General features: G+C 61.5%; 7 protein-coding genes. 3 read left to right on the forward strand and 4 right to left on the reverse strand.

All coding sequences use genetic code 11. The features are described 5' to 3' along the window. Nucleotides 1-144: 144 nt before the first annotated feature. Nucleotides 145-13,152: a non-ribosomal peptide synthetase gene (locus KGD89_RS15605; protein ID WP_162883698.1), complete on the reverse strand. Its 13,008-nt coding sequence runs from the start codon at nucleotides 13,150-13,152 to the stop codon at nucleotides 145-147. 95 nt (nucleotides 13,153-13,247) lie between these two features. Next, nucleotides 13,248-14,006, reverse strand: coding sequence for a thioesterase II family protein (locus KGD89_RS15610; protein ID WP_025260701.1), 759 nt, complete (start codon nucleotides 14,004-14,006; stop codon nucleotides 13,248-13,250). A gap of 320 nt (nucleotides 14,007-14,326) precedes the next feature. Here KGD89_RS15610 and KGD89_RS15615 point away from each other — a divergent pair, with 320 nt between their 5' ends. Continuing rightward, nucleotides 14,327-14,857, forward strand: coding sequence for an RNA polymerase factor sigma-70 (locus tag KGD89_RS15615; protein ID WP_025260702.1), 531 nt, complete (start codon nucleotides 14,327-14,329; stop codon nucleotides 14,855-14,857). 77 nt (nucleotides 14,858-14,934) lie between these two features. Here the strand turns inward: KGD89_RS15615 and KGD89_RS15620 are convergent, their stop codons facing one another. Together KGD89_RS15620 and KGD89_RS15625 are read right to left on the reverse strand one after the other, a co-directional pair. Further along, entirely contained in the window at nucleotides 14,935-15,456 is a 522-nt protein-coding gene (locus KGD89_RS15620) for an SgcJ/EcaC family oxidoreductase (RefSeq protein WP_025260703.1), read from the reverse strand. A gap of 210 nt (nucleotides 15,457-15,666) precedes the next feature. Next, the gene (locus KGD89_RS15625; protein ID WP_025260704.1) at nucleotides 15,667-16,188 is read right to left on the reverse strand and encodes an SgcJ/EcaC family oxidoreductase; all 522 of its coding nucleotides are present in this window, start codon (nucleotides 16,186-16,188) and stop codon (nucleotides 15,667-15,669) included. Between the two features lie 195 nt (nucleotides 16,189-16,383). Between KGD89_RS15625 and KGD89_RS15630 the strand changes: the two genes are divergently transcribed. Together KGD89_RS15630 and KGD89_RS15635 are read left to right on the forward strand one after the other, a co-directional pair. After that, nucleotides 16,384-17,568: a sensor histidine kinase gene (locus KGD89_RS15630; RefSeq protein WP_025260705.1), complete on the forward strand. Its 1,185-nt coding sequence runs from the start codon at nucleotides 16,384-16,386 to the stop codon at nucleotides 17,566-17,568. After that, nucleotides 17,565-18,233 carry a response regulator gene (locus tag KGD89_RS15635; RefSeq protein WP_025260706.1) on the forward strand — a complete coding sequence of 223 codons (669 nt, stop codon included), beginning with the start codon at nucleotides 17,565-17,567 and terminating at the stop codon, nucleotides 18,231-18,233. The genes KGD89_RS15630 and KGD89_RS15635 overlap by 4 nt, the downstream gene beginning before the upstream one ends. Nucleotides 18,234-18,282 lie beyond the last annotated feature (49 nt).

Genomic DNA, 18,282 nt, shown 5'->3' on the forward strand with positions numbered 1-18,282 from the left:
TACTTAAGTGGCCTGATGCACGACCTTCTGGTCGTGCAACGTCAGGCGTTTATTGCTTCATTGAAAACGCGCCAGCTGTCTGCGGATTTACACCCTGTTACGGCTTTTTTATCCGCAGTGCCCTTGCGCCGACGAGAGGCTGATTTACAGCCCCTCCAGTTCAGCCATCAGGTCCGCCAGCCGGTCGAATTTCTGTTCATCGACCTTCTGCCCGCCAAGGCCTTCCAGATGCCCCGCCAACCCTTGAATGGTGTTGAACTCGAACATCGCGCGCAGCGGTACATTGCGTTGCAGCAGCTTCTGCGCCCGGGTCACCACCTGAGTCGCCAGCAGCGAATGCCCGCCCAACTCGAAGAAGTTGTCGGTGATGCCGACACGCTCGACCTTCAGCACATCAGCCCAGATCGTCGCCAGTTGCTGCTCAAGCTCGCTCTGCGGTGCCACATAATCGTTCTGCACCTGGCTGACATCCGGCTTGGGCAGGGCCTTGCGGTCCAGCTTGCCATTCGGGGTCAACGGCATGGCCTCCAGCATCACCAGATGGCTTGGCACCATGTAGTCCGGCAGGCTGGTCTTGAGGTGGCTTTTCAGTTCATCGCGCAGCAAGTCCGGGTCCTGTGCATTGCCACGCGGCACCAGATACGCCGCCAGCACCTTACCCAACGGTCCGTCGATATCCAGCACCACAGATTCACGGATCGCTTCGTGCTCCTGCAGGCGGGTTTCGATCTCGCCCAGTTCGATGCGGTAGCCGCGAATCTTCACCTGATGGTCGACCCGGCCCACGTATTCGAGCACGCCGTCAGCCCTTCTTCGCGCAAGGTCGCCGGTGCGATACAGACGCTCGCCGGTTGCACCGAACGGGTTGGGCACAAACACCGGCACGGTGCGCAACGGGTCGCTGACATAACCACGACCGACACCGGTCCCGGCCACGCACAGCTCGCCGACGGCGCCCAGCGGCACCAGCTCCAGCGCCTCGTCGAGCAGGTACAAACGGTTGTTGTCCGTTGGCGTGCCGATCGGCAGGTAGGTGCTGCGAGTCGACTCCGGATCGACGCGGAAGAACGCCACGTCGTCTGAACATTCGGCAGGACCATAAGCGTTGACCAGCCCGATATCCGGGTAGCGTTGCAACCATTGGCTGGCAAGCTCCGGCGGCATGGCTTCACCAGTGGGCAGCATCCAGCGCAGGCCATCGAGGCTTGCGCGCTCCTCGGCCAGCAACCCTTGAATCAGGGACGGCACGCTTTCCAGCACGCTGATGCGCTGAGCCTGAACGTGACTCAGCAAGGCCTGTGGATCACGGGCGATATCGTTTGGCACGATGTCCACCCTCGCACCGAACAATGGCGCTGCCAGGAACTGCCAGACCGAGATATCGAAGCTTTGCGAAGCGGTCTGGGCAATCACGTCTGCATCGCTCAGGTTCAGATAAGGCACCTTGCTCAACTGGTTATTGAGCATGCCGCGTTGCTCGACCATGACCCCTTTGGGCAATCCGGTGGAGCCCGAGGTGAAGATCACGTAGGCCAGATTGTCCGGCGCGCTGTATCGACCGGGATTGTCCTGCGACAGCTCACTCTGCTGCACCGCTTCCCAGACCAGCAAACGTGGACGACCCGCTTCAGCGATATCGGCCAGCAAGGCCTGAGCCTGGTCACGGCATTCGGCACTGCACACCAGCACCGGCGTGCGGCTTTGCTGAATGATGCCGCTCAGACGCGGGTTCGGCAGCGCCGGGTCCAGCGGCAGGTAACCGGCACCGGCCTTGAAGCTGCCGATGATCATGCCCAGCAGTTCGGGACCACGCTCGGCCAGCAAGGCTATCGGCTGATCGAAACCGGCTCCGGCCTCGATCAAGGCATGGCCAAGGCGGTTGCTGAGTGCATTCAACTCGGCATAGCTGTACTGGCGATCCAGGCAACTGACGACCGTACGTTGCGGATGAGCATCGACCTGCGCCTCGAATAACTCGGCATAGCTGCGCTCCAGCGGGTAGTCGTGATCGCTCCTGTTGCAGCCATCGAGCAGGAACTCGCGCTCCGTTTCACTCAGCAGCGCCAGCTCGGACATATCGCCATGGAAACCTTCGATCAAGGCCAGCAGCAGGCGCTTGAACTCGCCCAGCATGCCTTGCACCGTGGTTTCGTCGAAGTAGCGCTGGTCATAGGACAGATGCAGCCCCAGGTCATCGCCGGGGTAGCACACTGCCGTGAGCGGATAGTTGGTGTGGGTACGGCCTGAATCCGAAGTGGCATTGAGGCTTTGCGCACGGTCCAGCACCGAGACTTCAACCGGCGCGTTCTCGAACACGAACAGACTGTCGAACAACGGCTGGCCCTTGGGCAGCTCGCTGTTTTCCTGGATGGTCACCAGCGGCAGGTACTCGTACTCGCGCAGCTCCATGTTGCTTTCCAGCAAACGGTTCAGCCACTGGCGAACACTGCAACGCTGGTCATCCTGCGGCAAGCCCACGCGCAGGGCGATGGTGTTGATGAACAGGCCCACCGTGCGCTGCATCTGTGGCATGTCGACCGGACGGCCGGCCACGGTCACACCGAACACCACGTCCCGGTCACCGCTCATGCGCCGCAAGGTCAAGGCCCAGGCTGCCTGGGCAAAGGTGTTGATGGTCAGTTGATGCTGCTGTGCCAGTTCGCGCAGTCGTACACCATCGGCCACATCCAGACGGGTGTAGCAATCCCCCACCACCATGCCGCCACTGTCACCGGCATGCTCGCGCAGGAACGGACGGTCGCTCGGGATCGGCGTCGGACGCTCGAAACCCTTGAGGTTCTGCCGCCACCAGTCACGGGCCTGTACCAGACCGCGACGCTGCAACCAGCCGATGTAATCACGATAGCGCGGCGGCGCGGCCAGGTGTGCCTCGCGGCCTTCGCCCAGCGCGGTGTAGATGTCGAAGAAGTCATTCATCAGCAACGAGCGGCACCAGGCATCGATCAGGATGTGGTGGTTGCTCATCATGAACCAGTAGCGGGCCTCGTCGACACGAATCAGGCGCAGGTGGAACGGCGGCTGATTGAGCAAGTCGAAACCGGCCTCGCGTTCGGACTTGAGCAAGGCTTGCAGACGCGGCTCCTGCTCGCTCTGCGCCACATCGCGCCAGTCCAGATAATCGATCGGCGTGTTGCCGGGTTTGTGAATGACTTGCAGCATGGTTTCGCCGATATCCCAGCAGAACGAGGCACGCAGGGCTTCGTGACGGGCAATGACCGCCTGCCAGGCCTGGGCGAAACGTTGCGGGTCCAGCTCGCTGTTGATGCGATAGCGATCCTGCATGTAATACAGGCCGGTGCCCGGTTCCAGCAGGGTGTGCAGCAACATGCCCTCCTGCATCGGAGTCAGCGGGTAGACATCTTCGATATGCGCTGCCGGTACCGGCAGCGCATCCAGATGCGCCTGATCCAGAGCGGCCAGCGGGAAATCCGAAGGTGTCAGGCCGCCGCTGCCGTCTGCCAGACAATGGGCAATCAGCGCCTGCAACTGCGCCAGATAAGCCTGCGCCAGTTCGGTGATGGCCTGGGTCTGGTAACGCTCTCCACTGAACGTCCAGCGCAGCACCAGTTCGCCGCCGTACACCTGACTGTCGATGCTCAGTTCGTTTGGCAACGGTGCATGGGCGTCATGGGCCGCACCCGCCGACTCATCCAGCGGACGGAACAAGGCATCGCTGCCAAAGCTCTGGTCGAACTGCCCCAAGTAGTTGAAAGTGATCGGCGCGACCGGCAAGGCTTGCATTGCAGCGCGGCTGTTGCCATCGGCCAGATAACGCAGCACGCCATAACCCAGGCCCTTGTGAGGGACCTGACGCAACTGCTCCTTGATCGCCTTGATCGATGCGCCCGGCCCATCCTCGTCGGCCAATCCGGGCGTCAGGCGCAGCGGATAGGCGCTGGTGAACCAGCCCACGGTGCGGGTCAGGTCGATTTCGTCGAACAGGGTTTCGCGGCCATGGCCTTCGAGCTGAATCAACGCCGACGCCTGCCCGCTCCAGCGGCAGACCACCTGTGCCAGCGCGGTCAGCAGCAAATCGTTGACCTGAGTCCGATAAGCGCTCGGCGCCTGTTGCAGCAACTGTCGGGTGCTTTGCGTATCCAGACGCACACTGACGGTCTGTGCATGAATATTCTGCTGCCCGCCCTGCGGATTATCGCAAGGCAATTCAGCCCCCGGCCCGCTGAGCTGACGCTGCCACCAGGCAAGTTCTTCGCGCAAGGATTCGCTACCGGCGTAAGCCTGTAGACGCCCGGCCCAGTCACGGAAGGCACTGGTCTTGGCTGGCAGTTTGACGAGTGCGGCATCGACAAGCTGGCGATAGGCGACTTGCAGATCGTCCAGCAGCACGCGCCATGAAACACCATCGACAACCAAGTGGTGAATGACCATCAACAGGCGCTGCTGGCCCTGCGGCCCATCCACCAGCAAGGCACGCAACAGCGGGCCGCCTTGCAGATCCAGGCTGCGCTGGGTGTCCGCAAACAGTGCGGCGCACTCGCTCATGTCCGAAACACGCGCTTGCAGCAGCAGGCTTTCACCGGTGACAGCACGGTGCTCGGCCTTCCATTTTCCGGCGTTGTCCCGGAAGCTCAGGCGCAAGGCATCGTGCTGTTCAAGAATCGCCAGCAGCGCCTGCTCAAGATAACGAGGCTCCAGGGCCGTGGTCGGCTCCAGCACCAGCGCCTGATTCCAGTGCTGGCGCTCAGGGATCGGCGTCTCGAAGAACCAGTGCTGAATCGGCGTCAGGGCCGATTCGCCGGTCAGCAGACCTTGCTCGGCCTGAACCAGCTTACTGGTGGTGGCCACGGCGGCCAGGGTCTGAACGGTCTGGTGCTGGAACAGGTCGCGAGGACTGAAATGAATCCCGGCCTGACGCGCACGGCTGACCACCTGGATCGACAGGATCGAATCGCCGCCCAACTCGAAGAAGTTGTCGTTGAGGCCGACTTTTTCCACGTTCAACACCGCGCACCAGATACCCGCCAGGGTCTGCTCCAGTTCGCTGGTCGGTGCCACATAACTCTGACGATTGAGTTCCGGGTCCGGCGCTGGCAAGGCGCGGCGGTCGAGCTTGCCGTTGGCGGTCAGCGGCATGCTGTCCAGCAGGATCAGATGCGCAGGCACCATGTAATCCGGCAGTTGCGTCTTCAGATGCGCCTTGAGCGACTCGCGCAGTTGTGCCTGTTGCTCCTCGCCCTGCCCAACCACATCAGTGACCAGATAACCGGCCAGTTGCTTGCCCGCTGGCGTATCCAGCGCCAGCACCACGGCTTCGCGGATGGCTTCGTGTTCCAGCAGGCGGGTTTCGATTTCGCCCAGTTCGATACGGAAACCGCGAATCTTCACCTGATGGTCGATCCGGCCCAGGTACTCCACCAGGCCATCGGCACGCTGGCGCACCAGATCGCCGGTGCGATACAGACGCCCGCCATTGCCACTGAACGGATCGGCGACAAAACGCTCGGCGGTCATCGCCGCCCGCTCGTGGTAACCCTGAGCAAGGCCGGCGCCGCCGACATACAGTTCACCGGTCGCCCCTTGGGGCACCAACGCCAGATCGGCATCGAGGATATACGCCACCCGAGCGCCCACCACGCTGCCGATCGGCACGCTGGCTTCGCCCTCTTCCAGCCAGGCCGGTGCCAGACTGGCCAGCGGCATGACCACGGTTTCAGTCGGACCATAGGCGTTGAAGAACAGCTCAGGCTTGAACACCGCCCGAATACGCTGCAAATGCTCACCGGTCAGCGCCTCGCCACCGGTAATACACATGCGCACCGGCAACGTCTGGCCCTGAGTCGAAAGCCATTGCGCCAACTGGCTGCCATAGCTTGGGGTGAAACCGAGAATGTTCACGTGCTGGCTGCGGATCAGTTCGCAGATTTCTTCGGCGTCCCACTGCACCTGGGCACGCAAGACCACCCGCGCCCCGCTGAGCAGTGGCACCAGCAGACGCTCGGTGGCCGCGTCGAAGTTGATGGAATAGAAGTGCAACTCACAGTCATCGGGACGCATCTCGAAGCGGCGAATCACCGCCTGACAATGCATCGCGATTTCACCGTGGGACACCACCACGCCCTTTGGCTTGCCGGTGGAGCCGGAGGTGTAAATCAAGTACGCCTGATGCTGCGGCAGGCTGATGAACGGCAACTCGCTCGCCGGGTAAGCAGCCAGCGCGGGCAAGTCATCTTCCAGGCACCAGCGACCGACGCCTGCAGGCAGTTCGCCCAAGGCCTCAAACAAGGCAGCATGGCTCAACAGCAGACCGACGCCGCTGTCTTCGATCATGTATTGCAGGCGCTCCAGCGGGTACTCCGGGTCCAGCGGCACATAGGCGCCACCGGCCTTGAGGATCGCCAGCAGGCCGACCACCATGTCCAGCGAGCGCTCCAGCGCCAGGCCGACACGCACGTGCGGGCCAACACCACGCTCGCGCAGCATCCAGGCCAGACGATTGGCGCGGCCATCCAGTTCGGCATAGCTCAGGGTTTCACCGGCGAAGGTCAAAGCCGGTGCGCTCGGGCGTGCTTTGGCCTGTTCGGCAAACAGGCTGTGGATGCACTGATCCAGACGCTGCTCACCCGCCTCGACACCCAAGCTGTCGAGCAACTGCTGACGCTCGGCGTCCTGCAACAGCGGCAGTTCGCTCAAGCGCTGCGCCGGATCGGCCAGCAAGGCTTGCAGCAGGTTGAGCAAGTGCCCGGCCATTTGCGCGATGCGCGGCTCGTCGAACAGATCGGTGCTGTAGGTCAGGCAGCAACCCAGGCGATGATCCAGTTCGGTGACTTCCAGGTTCAAGTCGAACTTGGTGGCCCGGGCATCGTTGACCAGGTATTCGACAGTCATGCCGGCCAGTTCGCGGCTCTGCTGGAACTCCCAGCGCTGCACGTTGCACATCACCTGGAACAGCGGGTTATAAGCCGCGCTGCGTGGAGGTTGCAGGGCTTCTACCAGATGATCGAACGGCAAGTCCTGATGGGACTGACCTTCGATGACCGTGTGACGAACCTGCTCGAACAGTTGCTCGACGCACATTTGCCCGTCGAGCTGGACGCGCAGCACCTGGGTATTGAGGAATGCACCAATCAACCCTTCGCTTTCCGGACGAATCCGGTTGGCCACCGGAGCGCCGATGCGCAGATCGTTCTGGCCGCTGTAACGGTAGAGCAGCACCGCCAGGGTGGCGGTCATGGTCATGAACAGGGTCAAGCCATGGCTGGCGTTGAAAGCCCGCACGCGGGCGGCCAGTTCATCGCTCAGGTCGAAACGATACAGCTCGCCCTTGTGGCTCTGCACCGGCGGACGCGGACGGTCGCTCGGCAATTCCAGCAGCGGATGCTCGTTGCCCAGTTGCGCCGTCCAGTAATCCAGTTGGCGCTGACGCTCACCCGCTTCCATCCACTGACGCTGCCAGACGCTGTAATCCAGGTATTGCACCGCCAGGGGTTCCAGCGGCGAAGCACGGCCTTCAAGAAAGGCTTCGTACAGCAGGCCCAGTTCACGGGCAAAGATATCCATCGCCCAGCCTTCGGTGACGATGTGGTGCAAGGTCAGCACGAAGTAGTGTTCCAGCTCGCCAGCACGGACCATGCTGGCACGCAGCAGCGGGCCGGTTTCCAGATCGAAAGGCGTGTGCGCCTCGCTGTCAGCGAATGCTTGCAAGCGACGCTGACGAGCGTCACCTTGCAGCGCCGAGAAATCCTGCCACTGCATGCGCAGGCCGGTTTCCTCGGAGACTTTCTGGCAAGCCACGCCGTTGATGCTCGGGAAGGTGGTGCGCAGGGTTTCGTGGCGCAGGATCAAGGCTTGCAGTGCGGCCTCGAAGCACTCGATATTCAGCACGCCATTCAGGCGCGCCATACCGCCTACGTTATAGGCCGGGCTGTCCGGTTCCATCTGCCACAGGAACCACATGCGCTGCTGGGAATAGGACAGCGGCACTGGCTGGTTGCGGTCGATCCGGGCAATCGGCTGCTGGCTGTTGCGGGCACCGGACGCCTGAATGGCCTGGACCTGCTCGACAAACGCTCCCAGCTCACTGGCCTCGAACAGCGCCCGCAACGGCAGCTCGATATCGCAGGCCTGACGCACCCTGGAGATGATCTGGGTGGCCAGCAACGAGTGTCCGCCCAAGGCAAAGAAGTCATCGCGCAAACCAATGCGCGGCACGCCCAGGACTTCGCGCCAGATACTAGCGACCTGTTTTTGCAGCTCCGTTTCGGGCTCGACGTGTTCACGGCTCTGCCAGACCGGCTCGGGCAAGGCGCGGCGATCCAGTTTGCCGCTGGGGCTCAACGGCATGCTGTCCAGACGCACCAGTTGCGCAGGGACCATGTACTCAGGCAGTTCAAGGGCCAGGGAAGACTTGATGCGCTCGATCTGCCCGGCCTCGGCGTCCTGTTCCAGCGCTGCCGTGTAGTAACCGATCAGTTGCGGGCCAGCGGCGGTTTCCCGCACCAGCACCGCAGCCTGCCCAACGCCTTCTTGAGCCAGCAGACGGGCTTCGATTTCCTGAGGCTCGACCCGAAAGCCACGCAGTTTGACCTGCTGGTCCAGACGCCCCAGATACTCCAGCGAACCGTCCGCCGCCCAGCGCACCAGGTCGCCGGTGCGGTACAGACGTGCGCCCTCTTCGCCCAGCGGATCGACGACAAAACGCTCGGCCGTCAGCCCCGGACGCCCGAGATAGCCGCGAGCCAGACCGACACCGCCGATGCACAACTCACCGGCCACGCCACGGGGCAGCGGGTTCAGGTCGCTGTCCAGAACCCGGCACAGCACGTTGCCCAGCGGACGGCCAATCGGCGAGCGCTCGCCATCCGCCAACTGACAGTGCCAGTGAGTGACGTTGATCGCGGTTTCAGTCGGGCCATAACGGTTGTGCAGTTGCACATTCGGCAGTTGCTCCAGCACCCGGTTGCGCAGTTCGGCAGGCAAGGCTTCACCGCCGGAAAACAGACGACGCAGGCTGCTGCACTGTTGCGCCAGCGGCTCATCGATGAACAGTTGCAGCAGCGGCGGCACGAAATGCAGCGTGGTGACGCCGTATTCCTTGATGCGTTGGGCAATGCGATGCGGATCGCGATGCTCGCCGGGATCGGCCAGCAACAGACGACAGCCCGTAATCAGCGGCCAGAAGCACTCCCACACCGAAACGTCGAAACTGATCGGTGCCTTCTGCATCAGCACATCGGTTTCGTCCAGTGCGTAAGTGGCCTGCATCCATTGCAGACGCTCGGCCAGTGCGGCATGGGTGTTGCCCACTCCCTTGGGTTGGCCGGTAGAGCCGGAGGTGTAGATCACGTACGCCAGGTTATCGCCATGCAGGTGCAGGCCCGGCGCGCTGACGGGCCAGTTTTCCAGGTGCAAGGTGTCCATGACGATGGTGCTGACGCCTTCGGCGCTCGGCAGATCGCCCAGCAAATGGCTTTGGGTCAGCAGCAACGCAACGCCGCTGTCGGCGAGCATGTAGGTCAGTCGCTCGGTCGGGTAATCCGGGTCCAGCGGTACATAGGCGCCGCCAGCCTTGAGGATCGCCAGCAGGCCGATCAGCAGTTGCGGCGAGCGCTCGGCGGCAATCGCCACCTTGACGTCCGGGCCGACGCCCTTGTCGCGCAGGTAGTGGGCCAGACGGTTGGCCTGGGCATGCAGGCTGGCAAAGTCGAGGCTGCCGCCGTCCCACATCAGGGCAATACGTTCCGGGGTCTGGCGGGCCTGAAGGTTCAGAAGCTCCGGCAACCATTGTTCGGCAGGTGCGCAAGGCGCAGCGCCCCAACGGACCTGCTCGGCCAGATCCTCGGCGCAGAGCAACTGCACATCGCCCAGAACGATCTCGGCCTGCTCGCAGACTTGAGTCAACAGACGCACGAACTGTGCGGCCATGCGCACGATGGTTTCGCGCTCGAACAGCTCGTCAGCATAGTCGAAGGACAGGTTCAGCCGACCGTTGCGGTCCTCTTCACTGTGCAATTGCAGGTCGAACTTGGCTTCACGGCTGTGCCACGGCAGTTCTTCGGCCAGCAAACCCGGCAGACGCCGCAAGGCGCTCAGATCCCGCTGCTGATGGTTGAACAGAACCTGAAACAGACCCTGCTCACGGGCCTGCGGGAACGCCTCGACCAGTTGATCGAACGGCAGGTCCTGATTGGCCTGGGCTTCCAGCGCCGCCTGACGGGTTTGTGCCAGCAGCGAGGAAAATGGCAGGCGCGAATCCAGTTGCGCCCGCAGCACCAGGGTGTTGATGAAGAAACCGATCAGGCCCTGGGTTTCATGGCGCGGCCGGTTGGCGCCAGGCACGCCGATACGAATATCGTTCTGCCCGCTGTAGCGATGCAGCAGGCTCTGGAAACCGGCGAGCAGCAGCATGAACGGGGTCGACTGATAAGCCTGGGCGGCCTGTTTTACTGCGGCGCTCAACTCGTTGCTCAGGCGCAGGCTGTAACGCGAAGCGCTGTGTTGCTTGCGGGCCGAACGCGGATGATCGGTGGCCAGAGTCAGGGCTGGCTGCTCGTCACCCAGTTGCGCCTTCCAGTAATCCATTTGACGCTGAGCCTCGCCCCGGCCCAGCCATTCACGCTGCCAGTGGCCGTAATCGGCATAACGCAACGACAGCGGCGCCAACTCCAGTGGCTGCCCCTGAATGGCAGCGGCGTAGAGGCGCGAGAACTCGTCGATCAGCACATTCAGCGACCATCCATCGGCCACGATGTGATGCAGCGTGACCAGCAATTGATGCTCTTCATCGTCCAGCTTCACCAGCGTGACGCGCAGCAACGGGCCAGTTTGCAGATCGAAAGGCAGGCGTGCCTGTTCTTCGCGGATAGCCTGGGCACGGGCCTGACGCTCTTCGCCGGACAGGTCGCTGATATCGATCACCTGCAACGAAAACTCGCTGACCGGATCGATACGCTGCAAGGCCACGCCGTCCTGCTCGTAAAAACGGGTGCGCAGGGACTCATGGCGTTCGATCAGGCGCTGGAAGCTGCTGCGCAGCGCCGTGATATCAAGTTCGCCCCGCAGGTGCAGGCCACCGGGAATGTTGTAGGCGCTGCCTTGCGGGTCCATTTGCCAGAGGAACCACAAGCGGTTCTGGGCCAGGGATTGCGGCAGCGCATCGGTGCCCGGCAAGCGGGCAATGCTGTCTTGTGTCTGGCCATCGCGTTGCAGCACTTCGATCTGTGCAACCAGCGCCGCCAGGGTCGGAGCTTCAAACAACAGGCGCAGGTTCAGTTCGATACCCAGCGCTTCACGCAAACTGGCGACCACCTGAGTCGCGACAATCGAGTTACCGCCCAGCAGGAAGAAGTGATCATCGGCGGCCACCTCTTCCAGTTGCAGGTGTTCACACCAGATTTTCGCCACCTGCGCCTGTAGATTGGAGCTGGAAGCCGAAGCCGCTTCCTTGGCAGCCACGATGCTTTCCGGGAAGACCGCATAACTGTCCAGGCTGCCGTCGGCCAGTCGGGTGCGGCAGGCGGAACGTTGCAGTTTGCCGCTGGAGGTCTTGGGCAAGGCACCCGGATTGAGCAGCACCACCACGCTCGGTGCTTCCTGGAAGGCCTCGGCAACAGCCTGACGAATCATCTTGATCAGCGTCTCGGGAGCCAGGCTTTTCTGCACGCTGCGGCTGACTTCTGCCGCGATGCCAATGCCTTCGTTGCCCTGCTGGGTCACGGCGAACGCGGCAATCCGGCCTTTACGCACCACATCGACGTCACGCTCGACAGCCTTTTCGATGTCCTGCGGGTACAGGTTATGGCCACGCACGATCAGCATGTCTTTCAAGCGACCGGTGATATACAGCTCGCCATGGCGCAGGAAACCCAGGTCGCCGGTGCGCAGCCAGGTACGGCCTTCATGCTCGACGAAAGACTTGGCCGTGGCTTCGGGGTTACGCCAGTAACCGTGGGCGATGCTCGGGCCACAGGCCCAGATTTCACCGATGCTGTTTTCACCCAGTACGGCAAGGGTCTGGGGATCGGCAATCAGCACGCCGTGTTCAGGCTGGCTGGTGCCGCAACTCATGACCGGATTGCCATCGCCCGGTTCGGCCACATTGCGCGCCAGGGCGCGTTCATCCAGACGCAAGGACGGAATGCCCTTGCCACGCTGACCACCCGCCACGAACAGCGTCGCTTCGGCCAGACCATAGGAAGCGAAGAAGCTGTCCGGGGTAAAACCGCAAACAGCGAACTTTTCGGCGAAGCTGTCCAGGCTGTCCTGACGAATCGGCTCGGAGCCTGAATAGGCCACGCGCCAGCGGCTGAGGTCCAGACGCGCCAGCGCCGAATCGCTGACCCGCGAACTGCACAACTGATAGGCGAAATCCGGGCCGCCGCTGATGGTGCCGCCGTACTCGCTGATCGCTTCCAGCCAGCGCAGCGGCCGGGTCAGGAAATAGGCTGGCGCCATGAGCACACAAGGCACGCCGCTGAAAATCGGTTGCAGCAAGCCGCCGATCAAGCCCATGTCGTGGTATAGCGGCAGCCAGCTGACAATCACGTCATCGGGGTTGAGATCGATCCCGAAGCCGTGGCGGATCAACCGTTCGTTAGCGACCAGATTGCCATGGCTCACCTGAACGCCCTTGGGCAAAGCAGTTGAGCCTGAGGTGTATTGCAGGAAAGCGATATCGTCGCTATTCAGGGCAGGTCCCTGCCAGCCTTCGGCAATTGCGTTGTCGAGGGTGTCGACGCACAACAGTTGCGGGGCATTGGCATCCGCCAGCTCATCCATTTGCAGCAAGGCCGTGCGCAGGTCCGAGCCGGTCAACAGCAGGCGCGGCTCGGCATCGGCGATGATCGACAGCAGACGCTCCTGGTGATGACGACGATTGGATTCCGGCGGATAGGCCGGCACCGCAATCACACCGGCATACAGGCAGCCAAAGAATGCTGCCACGTAATCCGGCCCGCTGTGGAACAACAGAATCGCACGATCACCCGGCTCGGCTCGGGCTTTCAGCGCGGCGGCGATGGTCCGCGCACGCCGGTCCAGATCACGGTAGGTCAGCACGATGCCCTGATCTTTTTCGTCAGTGAGAAAACGCAGGGCCAGGTGGTCCGGCGTCTGCTCGGCGCGACGCTGAAGGGCTTGCGCCAGGGTATCGGGGAGTTCAAACGCATCCATGATGAGGTTCCTGCTGTATTCGGCTTGCCAAATGAGGTCTGGATTTCAAGAAAAGGCGCGCGCTGTCGGGCACAAACGCGCGTGAGGCAATCAGGGGATCAACCGGCCGCCAGGGCCATTTGCCGCGCTGCGCCGTTGCGCCAGCGGGTCAGGTGCTGTTCGGCGTAACGCCGAAGGTGACGAAGCAGTTGAGCCTGCTCGTCGACCAGATAGAAGTGATGACCCTCGAACATGTCCAGGGAAAAACCGGTGCAGGTTTCTTCCTGCCAGTCGAGCAGTTCCTCCACCGTGACGCTGTCCTGCTTGCCGCCAAAGACATGGATCGGCACGCTCAACGGCTCACGCTCACCATATTTGAAGCTGCCGCAGGCCAGGAAATCGGCGCGCAGGATAGGCAGCATCAATTGCATCAACTCATCGTTGGCAATCACGTTTTCGCTGGTGCCCTTGAGCTTGCGAAGCCGGGCGATCAGTTGCTCGTCGGTCTTGGCGATGGCGTATTCGCTGACATCACGGCGCACCGGCCCTGCGGAGGCAGACATGAACAGGACCAGCGGCGCAGGCAGGCCACGGGCGCGCAACACATGGGCCAGTTCAAAGGTCAGCAAGGCGCCGAGGCTGTGTCCGAAAATCGCGTAGGGCTTCTCCAGTTCAACACTGATCTCGTCGGCCAGACGGTTGGCCAGCTGTACGATATCGGTCTGCAGCGGCTCGTTCATGCGCATGCCACGGCCTGGCAGTTCAAGAGGACGAACGTTCACCCACTCCGGCAGCTTGCGCCGCCACGGGCTGTAAAACATCGCACTGGCCCCGGAAAACGGCAGACAGAACAGCGTCAGGCTCGCAGGAGTGCTCATATCAGGCCCTGCCATCCGGTAAAACCGACGAAAAAGCTGCGATGCGCGCGCTCGAAACCCATTGTGTCCTCCTGATCTGATCCATGGCCGCCGTCGTGGACGGGCCTGTCATCAATGAGAACGGATGGCATCCGGAAATAATTAGTCGCATCTGAGCCGCGCTACAAAAGTGCACAGGGGGCTAATTGCTCCCTACAGGTGCACTGATTCGATTTCGCATTTGACAATTATTATCATTAAGAATAGTTTACCCGCCGATCAGCAGGTGCCACCCAATACGGGGACACACCTTCTCCAAGATTCGCAGCAAGGTGAATTCCATGACGGAACAAGTGCTCACAAGTAAGTGTGACTCACCCTTACTCCAGGTTTTTATCGACAACTATCTGCTGTTGGTCAAAATCGCCGCCCGCATCGTTGGCTGCCGCTCACGCGCCGAAGATGTGGTGCAGGACGCATTTTTCAGATTGCGTTCCGCCCCCCAGATCACCCTTTCATTCAAGGCCCAGCTCAGCTATCTGTTCCAGATCGTGCGCAACCTGGCCATCGATCACTATCGCAAGCAGGCGCTGGAGCTCAAGTACACAGGCCCGGAAGATGAAGGCTTGAACGTGGTGGTTCAGGGTGCGTCGCCGGAAACCTCGCACATCAATTTCTCCAGCCTGGAGAAAATAGCCGACGCCCTGTCGGAGCTGCCGGCGCGTACCCGATACGCCTTCGAGATGTACCGCCTGCACGGCGTACCACAAAAGGACATCGCCAAGGAGCTGGGCGTCTCCCCTACCCTGGTGAACTTCATGATCCGCGATGCCCTGATTCACTGCCGCAAGGTCAGCGGCGTCAGAAACTGAATCCGTTTTCACCAACGCACAAAAACACATCCGGGGCAAAGGCCCCGGATGTGTTTCAGGTATTCAGACTTCTTGAATCAGCGGCTGACCTGGTACTCAGGCTGCACTTCCGGCATGGCCGAAGAGTGGTGGTTGAGGATTTTCCACTGCCCGTCTACACGCTCGTACAGGAAGGTGTAACGCGCCTGCACCTTGCTCTTCTTACCATCGGCAGCGGTCAGGGTGAAGGTGTAGACACCGCTGTCCATCGCTGCATCCGGGCTCAGACGGCGGATTTCGCGGTAGTTGATCTCACCGACTGGCTTGAGGGCCAGGAAGTGGTCGAAATAATCGGTGATTTCTGCAGGTGTGGCACGCACCTTGTTGGAAACCGTTGGCTGCAGAATGGCATTCGGCGCGTAGAGGCTGACCACGGTCTGCGGGTTGCCGGTTTTCAGTGCATTGTTCCAGCGATCAAACAAACCCGAGATTTCCTGGTCTTTCACGTTGGACGGCTGCTCGGCCACCATGCGATAGGTGTAAGGAGCGGTATCTGCTGCGTGAACCAGCGGAGCACTCAGGGCAAAAAGCATGACCAGGGCGGTTTTTTTCAGTTTCATCGCAACACTCCTACGGGGATCTGTTCAGGGATTCAGTGAGTGCTACTTTGCCGCTGCGGACAGTCGGCGCCATCGGCCAATCGGGGCTATTTGTCTATGCCGTTCGGCATATGACGTGCCCGTTTGCATGAAAAAACCACTTTCACAAACGCAAAAAAGCACATCCGGGGCAAAGGCCCCGGATGTGCTTCAAACACCAGACGTCCTGAATCAGCGGCTGACCTGATACTCAGGCTGCACTTCCGGCATGGCCGAAGAGTGGTGGTTGAGGATCTTCCACTGCCCGCCTACACGCTCGTACAGGAAGGTATAACGCGCCTGCACCTTGCTCTTCTTGCCATCGGCAGCGGTCAGGGTGAAGGTGTAGACACCGCTGTCCACAGCTGCATCTTTACCCAGACGGCGGATTTCACGGTAGTTGATCTCACCGACCGGCTTGAGGGCCAGGAAGTGATCGAAATAGTCCTTTATCTCTGCCGGAGTGGCGCGCACCTTGTTGGAAACTGTCGGTTGCAGTACGGCATTCGGCGCGTACAGGCTGACCACGGTCTGTGGGTTGCCGGTTTTCAGTGCGTTGTTCCAACGGTCAAACAAACCCGAGATTTCCTGGTCTTTCACGTTGGACGGCTGCTCGGCCACCATACGATAGGTATAAGGAGCAGTGTCTGCTGCGTGGACCAGCGGAGCACTCAAAGCAAAAAGCATGACCAGGGCGGTTTGTTTCAGTTTCATCGCAACACTCCTACAGGGCATCTGTTCAGGGATTCAGTGAGTGCTACTTTGCCGTTGCGAACCGCTTTCTCCATCGGCCAACCGGGGTTATTTTTCTATGCCAACCGGCAGATAGGCACCCCGCGCCATCACAGGTTTTAATGGCATCATGTTGTGCCCGCGCGGGCATGAACCCACGCCTGGAGTACGACACAGATGCAAAGCCCTCCACATGATCCAGCAAGTGCCCTGGCGATTCGCACACAATATCGCCAGTCACAAAGCCGTGCCGCACGCCTTCGCCTGCTGGTAGATACCGGACAGGAACTGACCCAGTTGCCTCCCGAAGCCATGCGCCAGCGCGTTTTGCAGCGAGCCTGTGCTTTCGTCGCCATGGACCACGGCCTGCTACTGGAATGGGGAAGCGACAATGTGGTGCGCACCACGGCCCTGCATGGCAGTGAAGAACGCCTGCGCAGCCTGGAAATCGTCGCCGACACTCTGGCCATCGGGCCGCAATGGCTGGAACGCGACCATGCCACGCTGCCCAATGTACTGACGCTGCCCCTGCGCGGGGCCGACGATGGCTCCTTTGGTACGCTGGTACTGGCCAACAGCGTGAATATCAGCGCCCCCGACAGCGAAGACATCGAGTCCCTGCAATTGCTCGCCACCCTGCTGGCGGCGCATCTGGAGAACAATCGCCTGCTCGAAGCACTGGTGGCGCGTGAGCGGACCATGTCCGAACTGGTCAATCAGTTGTTCACCGCCCAGGAAGACGAACGCAAGCGCATGGCCTATGACCTGCATGACGGGCTGGCACAGACCCTCGCCGGCCTGCATCAACGCCTGCAGGGTTTTGCCGGTCGCTGCCCCGAACTGCCAGAGCCGCTGGATAACGACCTGCGGGCAATCCTGACCCTGGCCCAGCACTGCGTCGGGGAAGGCCGGCAATTGATCAGCGGCCTGAGGCCAAGCGTTCTTGACGACTTCGGCCTGCTGCAAGCCGTCGACAAGGACGCCGACCGTCTACGCGAAGCCGGTATTAACGTACACTGGCGCTCACGCTCCATGACCCGCCTGCCCAGCCACCTGGAAATCGCCCTGTTTCGCATTGCCCAGGAAGGCATCAACAACATTCTCAAGCATGCCAATGCCGACAACGTGCAACTGGCGCTCGAGCTGCATGAAACCACTGCCTCGTTGCTGATCGAAGACAACGGCTGTGGCTTCATCATTGACCAGCAATCAAGGAACAACGGCGTCCAGAAGCTTGGACTGGTGGCAATGCAGGAGCGAGCCAGCCTTCTGGGTGGCCGACTGGTTTTTGTCAGCAGCCCGGAATCCGGCACACGGATACGCGCGACCGTCCCTCTCAACACAGACAAGGCAACACTATGACGAATACCTTGCGACTGGTCCTGGCAGACGACCATGAAGTGACCCGGACAGGATTCGTATCGCTCCTGGCTGGCCACCCGGAATTCGAGGTGATCGGTCAGGCTTCCGACGGCCAGCAGGCCATCGAATTGTGCGAGCAGATGCAGCCGGATATCGCGATCCTCGATATCCGCATGCCGGTCCTGAACGGCCTGGGTGCCGCGCGTATCCTCCAGCAGCGCATGCCCCAGCTCAAAGTGGTGATGTTCACCATGGACGACAGCACCGATCACCTGGAAGCCGCCATCAGTGCCGGTGCAGTGGGTTACCTGCTCAAGGACGCCAGCCGTGACGAAGTGATTGCCAGCCTGCAACGTGTCGCCCGAGGAGAAGAAGCCCTCAACAGCGCCGTCAGCGCCCGTCTGCTGCGGCGCATGACCGAACGCAACAGCAGCCGAGCCATCACCACCGAAGCCCTGACGCCCCGTGAGCGCCAGGTACTCGGGCTGGTGGCCAGCGGCTTCAGCAACCGTGAGATCGGCGAGAAACTCGGTATTACCGCTGGCACCGCCAAGGCACATGTGGAGAAAGTCATTGCCAAGCTCGGGGCCGCCGACCGGACCCAGGCGGCGGTGCGCGGCGTGGCTCTGGGCCTGGTAAGTCAGTCTACAGGCGACTGGAGGTAACCTTGCGCAACCTCAAACCCTGGGAAGACCTGTCGCTACGCGGCAAGGC

The sequence above is a fragment of the Pseudomonas cichorii genome (assembly GCF_018343775.1).
Classification (GTDB): Bacteria; Pseudomonadota; Gammaproteobacteria; order Pseudomonadales; family Pseudomonadaceae; genus Aquipseudomonas; species Aquipseudomonas cichorii.

Excerpts from the sequence above, each read along its gene's own strand:
- KGD89_RS15610 (WP_025260701.1), bottom strand. The coding sequence starts at position 14,006 with ATGAGCACTCCTGCGAGCCTGACGCTGTTCTGTCTGCCGTTTTCCGGG.
- KGD89_RS15615 (WP_025260702.1), top strand. The coding sequence starts at position 14,327 with ATGACGGAACAAGTGCTCACAAGTAAGTGTGACTCACCCTTACTCCAG.
- KGD89_RS15620 (WP_025260703.1), bottom strand. The coding sequence starts at position 15,456 with ATGAAACTGAAAAAAACCGCCCTGGTCATGCTTTTTGCCCTGAGTGCT.
- KGD89_RS15625 (WP_025260704.1), bottom strand. The coding sequence starts at position 16,188 with ATGAAACTGAAACAAACCGCCCTGGTCATGCTTTTTGCTTTGAGTGCT.
- KGD89_RS15630 (WP_025260705.1), top strand. The coding sequence starts at position 16,384 with ATGCAAAGCCCTCCACATGATCCAGCAAGTGCCCTGGCGATTCGCACA.
- KGD89_RS15635 (WP_025260706.1), top strand. The coding sequence starts at position 17,565 with ATGACGAATACCTTGCGACTGGTCCTGGCAGACGACCATGAAGTGACC.